This window comes from Actinomadura sp. KC216 (assembly GCF_004348535.1).
In the GTDB taxonomy this organism is placed as follows: domain Bacteria; phylum Actinomycetota; class Actinomycetes; order Streptosporangiales; family Streptosporangiaceae; genus Spirillospora.
In genome coordinates, this window is sequence record NZ_SMJX01000061.1 from 23,157 (window position 1) to 34,848 (window position 11,692).

The 11,692-nt window shown below is 74.9% G+C and carries 11 protein-coding genes; 7 read left to right on the forward strand and 4 right to left on the reverse strand.

What is annotated here, in order from left to right; translation table 11 throughout:
* The first annotated feature begins 168 nt into the window (after positions 1-168).
* The 7 genes from E1264_RS13550 to E1264_RS45305 all read left to right on the forward strand — a co-directional run bounded on the left by E1264_RS13550 (position 169) and on the right by E1264_RS45305 (position 7,533).
* Positions 169-1,059 (forward strand): STAS domain-containing protein, encoded by an 891-nt coding sequence (locus tag E1264_RS13550; RefSeq protein ID WP_132173230.1) that lies wholly within the window; start codon positions 169-171, stop codon positions 1,057-1,059.
* On the forward strand, positions 1,059-1,430 hold the full coding sequence (locus E1264_RS13555) for an STAS domain-containing protein (protein WP_165964161.1): 372 nt from the start codon (positions 1,059-1,061) through the stop codon (positions 1,428-1,430). Before E1264_RS13550 ends, E1264_RS13555 begins: the two co-directional genes overlap by 1 nt.
* Positions 1,427-1,867, forward strand: coding sequence for an ATP-binding protein (locus tag E1264_RS13560; protein ID WP_132173232.1), 441 nt, complete (start codon positions 1,427-1,429; stop codon positions 1,865-1,867). The genes E1264_RS13555 and E1264_RS13560 overlap by 4 nt, the downstream gene beginning before the upstream one ends.
* Complete coding sequence (locus E1264_RS13565; RefSeq protein WP_132173234.1) at positions 1,855-2,919, forward strand: ATP-binding SpoIIE family protein phosphatase; 1,065 nt, start codon at positions 1,855-1,857, stop codon at positions 2,917-2,919. Before E1264_RS13560 ends, E1264_RS13565 begins: the two co-directional genes overlap by 13 nt.
* Entirely contained in the window at positions 2,916-4,685 is a 1,770-nt protein-coding gene (locus E1264_RS13570) for an ATP-binding protein (RefSeq protein ID WP_132173236.1), read from the forward strand. Before E1264_RS13565 ends, E1264_RS13570 begins: the two co-directional genes overlap by 4 nt.
* A 5-nt stretch (positions 4,686-4,690) precedes the next feature.
* Positions 4,691-6,280 (forward strand): fused response regulator/phosphatase, encoded by a 1,590-nt coding sequence (locus E1264_RS13575; protein WP_243710917.1) that lies wholly within the window; start codon positions 4,691-4,693, stop codon positions 6,278-6,280.
* A 143-nt stretch (positions 6,281-6,423) separates the two neighbouring features.
* Complete coding sequence (locus E1264_RS45305; protein ID WP_243710920.1) at positions 6,424-7,533, forward strand: hypothetical protein; 1,110 nt, start codon at positions 6,424-6,426, stop codon at positions 7,531-7,533.
* Between the two features lie 25 nt (positions 7,534-7,558).
* On the opposite strand, the gene E1264_RS13590 is transcribed toward E1264_RS45305, so the two are convergent.
* The 4 genes from E1264_RS13590 to E1264_RS13605 form a co-directional block, all read right to left on the reverse strand.
* Entirely contained in the window at positions 7,559-9,622 is a 2,064-nt protein-coding gene (locus tag E1264_RS13590) for an ATP-binding SpoIIE family protein phosphatase (protein WP_243710918.1), read from the reverse strand.
* An 84-nt stretch (positions 9,623-9,706) separates the two neighbouring features.
* Complete coding sequence (locus tag E1264_RS13595) at positions 9,707-10,480, reverse strand: SDR family oxidoreductase (RefSeq protein ID WP_132173240.1); 774 nt, start codon at positions 10,478-10,480, stop codon at positions 9,707-9,709.
* Between the two features lie 38 nt (positions 10,481-10,518).
* Entirely contained in the window at positions 10,519-11,379 is an 861-nt protein-coding gene (locus E1264_RS13600) for a fused MFS/spermidine synthase (protein ID WP_132173242.1), read from the reverse strand.
* Positions 11,380-11,421: 42 nt separating this feature from the next.
* On the reverse strand, positions 11,422-11,692 hold a 271-nt coding region (locus tag E1264_RS13605), incomplete at its 5' end, for an oligopeptide/dipeptide ABC transporter ATP-binding protein (RefSeq protein WP_347813393.1).

Sequence of the window (11,692 nt, forward strand, 5' to 3'; positions counted from 1 at the left end):
AAAAAGCGGTCATCCCCGGTAAACGTCCAGGTCATCCCCGGCGGGGCGGGCCCACCCGCCGGTTACGGTTGAGCGGGTGAACACCGGGCGGCGCGACCGGGACGGACGCCTGAGCGACCCGCGCGGACGGATCCCGCGCCGCCGTGCGGACGGATGGGGGCGCGGCACATGACCGACGGCTCGGGCGGCAGGGACATCACGCAACTGCTGGGCGCCTGGCGGGACCCGGTACTGAACCGGTGGATCGAGCTGGTCGGCGAGGGCGTCCGCGGCCGGATCACCGAGCGGGAGCTCCGCTCGGAGCTGACCGAGCTCTACGAGCTGGTCGAACGCGCGCTCGGCGGTGACGACACCGCCGCGGGCGAGCTGCGCGCGGCGCTCGCGGAGATATCCCGCGGCCGGGCCCGGCAGGGGTTCAGCCCGACCGAGACCGCGATCGGCGTGTTCGCGCTGAAGCAGTCGCTGTACGAGGAGGTCAGGAAGACCCGGGACCAGCGCGCCTACAGCGAGCTGATCGATTTCTCGTCCTTCGTCGACGAGCTGGGGCTGGCGACGTTCGAGACGTACGCGTCGGCTCGCGAGCAGGTCATCGCGGACCAGGCCGAGCAGCTCCTCGAACTGTCCACGCCCGTGGTGAAGCTGTGGGACGGCGTCGTCGGCGTCCCGCTGGTCGGCACGCTGGACTCCGCCCGCACGCAGGTCGTCATGGAGACGCTGCTGGAGACGCTGGTGGAGACCCGCTCCCGGTTCGCGGTGATCGACATCACCGGCGTGGCCGCCGTGGACACCGAGGTCGCCCAGCATCTGATGAAGACGGTGATGGCGGCCCGGCTGATGGGCACGCACTGCGTGATCTCGGGGATCCGGCCGCAGATCGCGCAGACGATCGTGGCGCTCGGCATCGAGTTCGGCGACATCGTCACCAAGTCGAGCCTGGCCGACGCGCTCGCCTACGTCCTCGAACGCAGCGGCCTGCGCGTGGTCCGCCGGCCTGTCGCCTGCGGGGCGACGACCCCCCACACCCCCCGCAACAGCGGCGAGGCGCGGGCGGAGGGCTGATGGAACACGTGCCGATTCTCAAGATCGGGGACGTCCTGCTCGTGTCGATCCAGGTCGACCTGCAGGACCAGACCGTCCTCGCGCTGCAGGAGGACCTCGCCGACCGGATCGTCGCCGCCGGTGCGCACGGTGTGATCATCGACATCACGGCGGTGGACATCGTCGACTCCTTCATCGGCCGCATGTTCGCCACCATCGCCGCCATGTCGCGGCTGATGGACGCCGAGACCGTCGTCGTCGGGATGCGCCCGGCGGTGGCGATCACGCTGGTCGAGCTGGGCCTGTCGCTGGGCGGCGTGCGCACCGCGCTGGACCTGGAGGAGGGCATGCGGCTGCTCGGCGCCCGGCCCGCCGCGGCGGGCGCCCCATGACGACCCCGCCCGGCGACGGAACGTCCGGCGGCGGGGCGCCCGGGGAGGAGGTGCCCATCGCGTCGAACGACGACGTGGTCCGCGTCCGGCAGCTCGTGCGGGCCGCCGCGGCGGCGGCCGGGCTGTCCCTGGTCGACCAGACAAAGATCGTCACCGCGGCCAGCGAGCTGGCGCGCAACACCTACGCGCACGGCGGCGGCGGCACGATGCGGGTGGTGCAGGCGACCGGCGCGCGGGGCGGCCGGGGCGTGCGGATCGTGTTCACCGACGAAGGCCCCGGGATCGCGGACGTGGAGCAGGCGCTCGGCGAGGGCTGGACGAGCGGGGCCGGGCTCGGCCTCGGCCTGTCCGGGGCGCGCAGGCTCAGCGACGAGTTCGACCTGCGGAGCGAGCCGGGAAAGGGCACCACGGTGACGGTGGCCAAATGGAGCCGCTGAGCGCCGGATGGACGACGAGCCCGCACGCGGGCGAATCGCTGCGGGTGCGGGTGGAGGAGCCGAGCGCCCCGGCGGGCGTGCGGCGGCGGATCACCGCGCTCGCCGAGCGGCTCGGGTTCGGCGGGGAGCGGCTCGGGCAGGTGCAGCTCGCGGCGACCGAGGCGGCCACGAACCTCGTCAAGCACGCGCTGCGGGGCGAGATGCTGCTGCGCATCGTCCGGGAGGGGGGCGCCGCCGCGCTGGAGTTCGTCTGCGTCGACCACGGGCCCGGCATCGCCGACGTGCCCGTCTCCCGGACCGACGGCTACTCCACCAGCGGCACGCTCGGGCTCGGGCTCGGCTCGATCGAGCGGCTCGCCGACCACAGCGGCCTGTATTCCCGTCCGCGGGCCGGCACCGTCCTGTACGCGCGGTTCCGGCCGCCCGGCGACGCGCCTCGGGCGCCGGGCGCGATGCCGCCGATCGCGGGGCTGACCGTGACGCTCGACGGCGAGGAGGAGTGCGGCGACGCCTACACGGCCCGGCTGGTGGACGGCACCGTCTACGCGATGCTCTGCGACGGCCTCGGGCACGGCCCGCTGGCGGCCCGGGCGGCGTCCGCCGCGGTCCGGGCGGCGCACGAGGTCGCGTCGCCGTCGCGTCCCGCGGACGTGCTGCGGTGCGCGCACCGGCGGATGGCCTCCACCCGCGGCGGGGCCGTCGCGGTCGCCGCGATCGAGCCGGCGGCCGGGCGGGTGCGGTTCGCCGGGGTCGGGAACGTCGCCGCGTGGATCGTCGGGCCGGAGCGCCGGCACGGCATGGTCTCCGTCCCCGGGATCGTGGGGTCGCACGCCGAGCGGATCAGGGAGCACGACTACCCCCTGCCGCCGGGCGCGGTGGTGGTGCTCCATTCGGACGGGCTCACGGGCCGCTGGGGGCTCGCCGACCAGCCGGGACTGCTCGGCCGCGACCCGCTGCTGATCGCGGCGAGCGTCCTGCGCGACGCGGGGACGCGCCACGACGACCGCTCCGTGCTCGCCGTCACGACGTCCGGGTGGGAGGTGCCCGCGTGAGCGGCGGCGGCGCGCCCGGCGAGCTGCTCCGGATCGAGATCACCGACGAGGCGGGCGTGTTCGCCGTCCGGCAGATCGGCCGCCGCGTCGCCGCCGAGGTGGGCCTCCCCGGCCAGGACCAGGTCCGCGTCGCCACCGCGCTCAGCGAGGCCGGGCGCGCGCTGTACGCGTGCTCGGACCGGGTGTCGGTCGCGTTCGTCCTCGACCGCGAGCACCCGCCCGGGCTGGTGATCGAGCTGACCCTCGTGCCCCGGACCAGCATGGACGGGGCGGCGGAGTGCGAGGCCGCGATCTCGCGGCTGCTGAGCCGGGTCGAGCACGAGGCCACCGAGGACGGCGTCCGCGTCCGGCTCCGCAAGAACCTGCCCGCGGGCGCTGAGCCGCCCGGCGACGCCGGCCTGCGCGACCGGCTCGGCCGCCTCAGACCCGTCCCCGCGCTGGAGGAGCTGCGGACGCAGAACGCCGATCTGATGGCGGCGCTGGAGGACGTCCAGCGGCAGCGGGAGGAGCTGCAGTCCCTCAACACCGAGCTGGAGGCGACGAACGAGGGCGTGATGGCGCTCTACAACGAGCTCTCCGAGGAGCTGGAGGAGACCAACCGCGGCGTCGTGGCACTGTACGCGGAGCTGGAGGAGAAGTCCGACCAGCTGCAGCGGCTGGGCGAGGCCAAGAACCGGTTCTGGGCGGCGGTCAGCCACGAGCTGCGCACCCCGATGAACAGCGTCATCGGGCTCGTCCGGCTGCTGCTGGACCCCGCCGCCGAGCCGCTCACCGCCGAGCAGCGCCAGCAGATCACCCTGATCGGCGACACCGCCGAATCGATGCTGGCGCTGGTGAACGAGCTACTGGACATCGCCAAGGCCGAGCGCGGCGGGCTGGAGCCGCGGCGCGCGCCGGTGCGTGTCCCGGCGCTGCTGGACGAGCTGTCCGAGCAGCTGCGCCCGATGGCCGAGCAGGCGGGGCTGACGCTCGCCGTGGACGCCGCCGCCGCGCCGCCCGTCGTCGTCACCGACGCGGAGATGCTCACCCGCATCCTGCGGAATTTGGTGAGCAACGGCCTGAAGTTCACCGCGGAGGGCGGCGTGCGGGTGGCGGCGCGGGCGGTGCCGGGGCACACCGAGTTCGTCGTGTCCGACACCGGCCCGGGCATCGCGCCCGCCGACCAGGCGCGGATCTTCGAGGAGTTCTTCCGCGTGCCCGGCAGCGAGGCGGGCGGGACGGGCCTCGGCCTCCCCTACGCGCTGCGCCTCGCCCGGGCGCTCGGCGGCGACCTGTCCGTCGACAGCACGGTCGGCGAGGGCACGGCGGTGACGCTGCGGCTGCCGCCGTTCGAGCCGCTGGACGCCCTCGGGCACGTGCTGATCGTGGACGACGACGTCCCGGCCCGCCGCGTCCTGCGGGGCCTGGTGGCGGACGCCGCCGACCGGGTCACCGAATGCGCCGACGGCCGCACCGCCGTGGAGTGCGCCGCCGCCGACCCGCCCGACCTCGTCCTGCTGGACCTGCGGATGCCGGGCCTGGACGGGTACGAGGTCCTCACCCGGCTGCCGCGGGACGTGCCGGTGGTGGTGGTGACCGCGTCGGACGTGACCGTCCAGGGGCCGGGCCCGGAGCCCGGCGCGGGCGGTGATCCGCGGCTGGGGCGCGCGGGCGGGGTGCTGAGCAAGGACCGGATCGGCCCGGAGACGCTCGCCGAGGCGGTCCGCATGGCGCGCGAGGCCGCGCGCCCAAGGGACGGGGGACGCGACACCGGGGACGGGGGGTGACGGCCGTGGCGACGACGCTGGTGGTCGACGACAACGACACCAAGCGGTACATCATCGGCAGCTGGCTGCGGCGCGCGGGCCACACCGTGGTGGAGGCCGCGTCGGCGGCGGAGACCTGGAGCAGGCTGGTCGAGCACGCCGTCGACCTGGTGGTGCTGGACGTCCGGCTGCCGGACATGAGCGGCATCGAGGTGTGCGAGCGGATCAAGGCCGCGCCGGACACCAGGTCGCTGCCGGTCATCCACATCTCGGCGCAGGCCGTCGAGGCCGCCGACCGCACCGCGGGCCTGCGCCGCGGCGCCGACGCCTACATGACCGACCCGATCGACCCCGGCGAGTTCCTCGCCACGGTCGAGGCGATGCTGCGCTACTACCAGGCCCGCCGCCGCGCCGAGCGGATGGCCGCCCGGATGGCCGAGCTCACCCGCACGTCCCTGGCGATCAACTCGGCCGCGTCCTTCGACGACCTGGCGGCGGTCGCCGCCCGCGGCGCCTTCATGATCTTCGGGACGCCGGCCACGGTGTTCGTGCTGCCGCCGGACGGCCGCGTCCGGCGGACCGTCGAGCTCGGCATCGGGCCGTGGCGCCGCGGCTGCCCGCCGGACGTGCCCGAACGCATGGCCGAGCTGGCGAGGCTGGGCGGCGACACCGGCACCGAGGTCGCCCGGGTGCCGCTGGAGGAGTGGCTCGTCCTGCTGCCCGACAGCGTCGCGGACAGCGACGTCACGCTGGTGGTGTCGCGGTTCAGGCACGGCCGCCCGCCGATCGGCGTCGCGCTCGCGGGCCGCGCCGCCCGCTCGGACGACGACGTCAACCTGCTCCGGCAGCTCGGGCAGGCGGTGGCGCTCGCGATGGAGGCGCTGCGGTCCTACACCGTGGAGCACACGACCTCGCTCACCCTCCAGCACAGCCTGCTGCCCTCGTCGCTGCCGCCCGTCCCGGGCTGGTCGCTGGCCGTCCGCTACGAGCCAGCGAGCGACCAGGCCGAGGTCGGCGGCGACTTCTACGAGGTCCTCGACCGCGGCGACCGGGTGCTGGTGGCCATCGGGGACGTGCAGGGGCACTCGCTGCACGCGGCGACCGTCATGGCGGAGATCCGGCACGCGCTGCGCGCGTTCGCCGCCGAGGGGCACGACTCCGTCACGATCCTGCGGCTGCTCAACGACGTGCTGGAGCGCTACCACGACGACCAGACCGCCACCATGTGCCTGATGACGCTCGACCCGCTGAGCGGCGCCGCGCACATCGCCAGCGCCGGGCACCTCCCGCCGCTGCACGTCTCCGGCGGGGACGCCCGCTACGGCCGGGGCGGCGGCCTGCTCCTCGGCTTCCCCCGGGAGCCGCCCGACACGAGCGGGGTGGCGGTCGAGAAGACGCAGGTGCCGCCCGGCGGCACCGTCGTGCTCCTCACCGACGGGCTGATCGAGGACCGCGGCATCCCGCTGGCCGACAACCTGGAGCGGCTGCGGCTCCTCGCGATCGGCGTGGACGGCGCGGACGAGGAGGCCGACCGGTTCGGCGACCGCGTCATCGCCGAGTTCGGCCACCGGGAGGACGACGTCGCCCTCGTCGTCCTCCGCCGCGACGCGCGCTGATCCGCCCGGCGCCGGTCTCGCCGCGGCGGGCAGTGGATGCCGGGACCCGCCGCGCTCGCCTACGATGCGGCGAGGACCACAGACGGGATCGGGCCGGGATCGAGGGCGGGATGCGACGGCGCGGCAGGGCGCTCTGCGTGGGCATCGCGGCGGGCATCGTGTGCACGCTGGCCGCCGACATCGTGCTGGTCGTGTCCGGCCGGCCGGGCGAGAAACCGGCCCGCGCCGACGCCCTGGTGTCGGTGGAGCGGGGCGCCGCGCAGGCCCCGGCGGTCGCGCCGCTGACCCGCCGGTACACCCCGCACCTGCTGGTCGCCGGGACGTCGTCGCTGCCGCCCGAGGCCGTCGAGCGCGCGAAGGGCCTCAAGGGCGTCGCCGGGATCACGGTCGTGGACGCCGCCCGCGCCAACGTCGGCGGGCGCCGCCTGGGGCTGCTCGGCGTGGACCCGTCGCGGTTCCGGGCGTTCGCGCCGGAGCCGACGGCCGAGTCCGACCAGCTGTGGCAGACGATCGCGTCCGGCGGCCTGGCCGTCTCGTTCGAGGAGGGCCGCGGCGGGGCGTTCCAGCTCGGCTCGGTCGTCGAGGCGGGCCGCAGCGCCGGCCCGGGGCGGGTGCGCGTCGGCGCGTACGCGTCGATGGGCCTCGGCGACATCGACGCGGTCGTGTCCCGCGACCAGGCCCGCGCGCTGGGCATGCCGGACGGCAACGCCCTGATCATCAGCGCGCCGAAGGCCGACACCGCGAAGCTCGCGGCGCGGCTGAAGAAGATCCTCCCGCGCGGCACGAGGGTCGCGACGCTGCCCGCGGGGCGGGCGCGCCCGAACGCGAAGGCCAAGGACGGCCCGCGGCTCACCGGCCGCCCGGACGGCGTGACCGGCGCCGCGTCCCCGATCACCGGCAACATGATGACGCCCACGATGCGGACGGCGCTGCTGGAGATCGCGGGGATGTTCGGCCCGTTCCCGGCGATCGGCTGCCACCGCTCCACCGGCGACCCGCAGGACCACGCCGCCGGGCGGGCCTGCGACTTCATGGAGAGCACCGGCGGGCGGATGCCGAGCGCGGGCGCCCGGCGGCACGGCGACCAGGTCGCCGCGTACGCCGTCGCGCACGCGCGGCGGCTCGGGGTCTCCTATGTGATCTGGCGGCAGCGGATCTGGAACGTGCGCGGCGGCGGCTGGCGCCCGATGGAGGACCGCGGCAGCCTCACGCAGAACCACTACGACCACGTGCACATCTCGGTGCTGCGCTAGCCGTCCGCGGCGCGGCCGTGCCAGGTCAGGGCCTCGGCAGTTCCTGCTCGCACCAGACGACCTTGCCCTCGGCGGTGCGGCGAACGCCCCAGCGCTGCGCGAGCCGCCCGACGACGTGCAGGCCCCGGCCCGACTCGATCATGTCGCTGTCGTCCTCCCGGTGCCGGACGCGGGGACGCCCGTCGGAGGAGTCGAAGACCTCGCAGACCAGGCCGCCCTCCCGCACCAGCCGCAGCCCGATCCGCCCGCCCGCGTGCCGGATCGCGTTCGTGACCAGCTCGGACGCCAGTAGCATCGTGGGGTGGGCGAGCTCGTCCAGGTCCCAGCGGGCGAGCCGGTCGCGGATGAGGCCGCGCGCCCGGCGGACGGCGGCGGGCTCGGCGGGCAGCTCCCAGGTGGCGTGGCGGTCGTCGGGGATGCGCGCCAGCCGCGCCACGAGCATGGCGATGTCGTCGCGGTGCTGGTCGTCGTAGATGCCGTCGAGGGCCGCCTGGCAGAGGTCTTCGAGCGGGCGGGCGGCGGCGCCGCCGGAGAACGTGCCGCGCAGGCGGGCGAGGCCGTCGTCGATGTCGCGGGCCCGGTTCTCCACGAGGCCGTCGGTGTAGAGGAACAGGAGCGTGCCGTCCTCGACGGCGAACTCGCGGCTGACGATCGGGCCGTCGCCGCCGACGCCGAGCGGCGGCGCGGGCGGTACGGGCAGGTATTCGGGTTCGGCGCCGGGCGGGACGAGCAGCGGCGGCAGGTGCCCGGCGCTGGCGATCTCGCACCGCCCGCTGACCGCGTCGTAGACGACGTAGGCGCAGGTGGCGAAGTGCGGCTCGCGTTCGCCGAGCGTCCGCATCAGCGAGTCGAGCCGCTCCAGCGCCTCGGCGGGCGGCAGTTCGAGCCCGGCGAGGGTGTGGATGGCGGTGCGGAGCCGTCCCATCGTGACCGCGGCCTTCACGCCGTGCCCGGCGACGTCCCCGACGACGAGCGCGACCCGCGCGCCGGGCAGCGCGATCGACTCGTACCAGTCGCCGCCGACCTCGATGAGGCGGCTGCCCGGCAGGTAGCGGTGGTGGACCTCGACCGGCGACGGCGCCGACAGCCCGGTCGGCAGCAGGCTGCGCTGCAGGGTGAGCGCGGTGGCGCGTTCCCGCGAGTACTGGCGGGCGCTCTCGATGAAGATGGACGCCCGGTTGGCGAACTCCATCCCGATCTCGACGTCGTAGGCGTCGAAGGGGCGGTGCGCGACCGTCCGGGTGCAGGAGAAGAATCCGAGGAGGCCCGCCGACGACGTGATCGGCAGCAGCAGCATCGACGAGCCCTTCAGCAGCTCCCCGACCGGCGGGCGGCGCCACGCCGCGGCGATCTCGGCCGCGCCCTCGCCGCCGAGGGAGCGCAGCACGGGCTCGCCCGTCTCGAGGCACTGCGCGTAGGGGGTGCCGGGCGGGTAGACGAGGGATTCGCCGGTGGGGAACGTCGCGTCCCAGGCGGGATCGTCGTCGTCGAAACCGATCGCCATCCGGCGCATCTGCGGGCCGTCCGGGCCGTCGGAGTGCTCGTCGGCGTCCAGATGGCTCTCCAGGAGAAGCAGGCCGCCGGAATTGCAGAAATGCGGGACGAGCACGTCCATCAGGCCGCGCGCGAGCATTTCCAGGTCGAGCGTGGAGCCGATCCTCGGGAGCGCGTCGTCGAGCAGGGCGCGGCGGATGACGGCCGGGTCGACGAACCGGTCGGCGAGCGGTACCGGCACCTTGATCACGGCGAGCGCGGCGATGTCGGGCACGACGGCGGCCGGGGCGCCGTCGGCCCTGTCGCCCTCGGGAGCGCCGCCGTTCATGGGGTGGACGGTCACGACGGCGTCGAGCGTCCCGCCGCCCGGGGTGTCCATGGCGAGCATGGCGGTGCGCTCGCGGCCGGCCTTCAGCGCCTCCAGCAGCGGCTTGCGGGCACCGGCGATCACCTCGTCGAGATGGGCGCCGAGCAGGCATTTCCCGTCGGGAGCCGCCCCATTCGGCGACAGCACGGCCGCGGCATTGCGGTCGAACTGGAGTATTCGACCCGACGAATCCATGCCGAGAATAAGAATTCGGGTGGACGACTCCATCGCTCGATTATGGGACATGGCGGGGACGCGTGCGGCCGATACGGGACGGTAGGCGTCCCCCGGAATTCCGGTGCCCGCGGTGCCTCAGGGGCGCGGGTGGCGTTCGTCCAGGTACTCCTGCCAGGTCCGGCGCCCGACGGCGTGGCCGGGGGTCAGGTGGTGGCCCTCCCGGAATCCGCGTCCGGCGCGTCCGGGCAGGGGCAGCGGCACGCGGACGGGCCGCCGCAGGCCGCGCGCCTTCAGATAGGCCCGCGCCATCTCCTCCAGCGTGAGCACCTCCGGGCCGCCCATGTCGTCCACGCGCTGCGCGGGGCCGGGAGCGAGGGCCAGTTCGGCGAGGCGCTCCGCGACCTCCCCGACGTCGATCGGCTGGTCGCGCAGGCCCTTCGGCAGCACGATGACGCCGGGCACCTTGGTGAGGACGTTCAGCACCATCTCGGGCAGCGAATGGAACTGCGTGGTCCGCAGGATCGTGTACGGGAGCCCGGAGCCCTCGATCAGCTTCTCCACGGCGTGCTTGGTCATGTAGTAGCCGTAGGGGATCCTGTCGACGCCGACGATCGAGATGTAGAGCAGGTGCGGTCCGCCCTGCCGGCGGGCCGCGTCGACCAGCCGCCGCGCGGCGGGCAGGTCCCGCTTCGGGTGGAGCGGGTCGCTGGCGCAGTGCACGATCGTCGCGGCGCCGGCGACGGCCGCGTCGATGCCCTCGCCGGTTTCGAGGTCTCCCCGGTGCCAGGTCACGCCGTCCTGCGGCGGTCTGGCGCGGCGGCTGAGCGCGTGCACGTCCGCGCCCGCCTCGGCGAGCAGCCTGGTCAGCGGGCGGCCGAGCGTCCCGCTCGCCCCGGTCACGAGGATCATGGCTCGCTCCTTTCCCTTCCCGGCCCGTCCCTCACCTGTCAGGACTTCCCGAAGACCTGCGGCGGCGGGACTGGCGCGACGATCTCCTCGCCGTCGCGCAGCGGCGCGGAGCCCGCGCAGAACGCGGCGAGGTCGCCGCCGTCCAGCAGCCGGGCCCGGGCGGCGCCGCCCGCCGCGCGGCGGGTCAGCTCGGCCACCGGGAGCGGCCTGCGCGACCCGGCCACGATGAGGTTGCCGAAGCGGCGGCCGCGCAGCACGCCCGGGTCGCCCATCAGCAGCGTGTGCCGGAACACCGACCGGACGGTGGCGGCGACGCGGCGGGCGAACGGGAGCCGGAAGCCGTCCGCGACGTTGGCCATGTAGACGCCGCCGGGCCGCAGGACGCGCGCCGCTTCCAGGACGAACTCGCGGGTCGCGAGCTCGGGCGGCATCGACGCCTCGGCGAACGCGTCCATGACGAGGAGGTCGTCGGCCTCGTCGGCGAGCGCGGCGACGCCGGTACGGCCGTCGGTGACCCGGATCCGCAGGCCCGGAACGCCCTTGACGGGCAGCTGCTCCCTGACGAGTTCCACCAGCCCCGCGTCCGGTTCCAGGACCACCTGCCGGGACCCGGGACGCGTCGCGGCGATGTAGCGCGGCAGCGTGCAGCCGGCGCCGCCGATGTGGACGGCGTCGAACGCCTCCCCGGCCGCGCCGAGGCAGTCGACGACGTCGCCCATGAGCCGCATGTACTCGAAGTCGAGGTAGGTCGGGTCGGACAGGTCCACATACGACTGGGGGACGCCACCGACCAGCAGCATCCAGCCGCCGTCGCGGTCGGCGTCGCGCAGCAGTTCGGCCTCGCCGCCGTCGATCGCGTAGATGTTCGCGCGCGGACCGTGCCTGCCCTTGCGTCCCATGGCCCCACCCTACGGAAGCCCTTTCCGGGAACCGCCGGAACGTCAGGTTTGCTCCGTCAGGGCCGCTTCCGCCGCGAAGTGGCAGGCGCTGGGGTGGGCGGAGCCCTCCCTCGCCACCAGGTCGGGCTCCCGCTCCGCGCAGACGTCCCGGACCTTGCGGCAGCGGGTCCGGAACCGGCAGCCGGACGGCGGGTCCAACGGCGACGGCGGCTCCCCTTCGAGCGGGACAGGGCCCGTCGAGCGGAGCTCGTCCGTTGAATGGCGGTGGGTGGGGGCTGGAGGACGGTGCGTCGAGCGGAGCTCGTCCTTTGGA

Bases quoted from the DNA above. Each gene is read 5' to 3' on its own strand.
- E1264_RS13550 (WP_132173230.1), top strand. From the start codon at position 169: ATGACCGACGGCTCGGGCGGCAGGGACATCACGCAACTGCTGGGCGCC.
- E1264_RS13555 (WP_165964161.1), top strand. From the start codon at position 1,059: ATGGAACACGTGCCGATTCTCAAGATCGGGGACGTCCTGCTCGTGTCG.
- E1264_RS13560 (WP_132173232.1), top strand. From the start codon at position 1,427: ATGACGACCCCGCCCGGCGACGGAACGTCCGGCGGCGGGGCGCCCGGG.
- E1264_RS13565 (WP_132173234.1), top strand. From the start codon at position 1,855: ATGGAGCCGCTGAGCGCCGGATGGACGACGAGCCCGCACGCGGGCGAA.
- E1264_RS13590 (WP_243710918.1), bottom strand. From the start codon at position 9,622: ATGGAGTCGTCCACCCGAATTCTTATTCTCGGCATGGATTCGTCGGGT.
- E1264_RS13595 (WP_132173240.1), bottom strand. From the start codon at position 10,480: ATGATCCTCGTGACCGGGGCGAGCGGGACGCTCGGCCGCCCGCTGACC.
- E1264_RS13600 (WP_132173242.1), bottom strand. From the start codon at position 11,379: ATGGGACGCAAGGGCAGGCACGGTCCGCGCGCGAACATCTACGCGATC.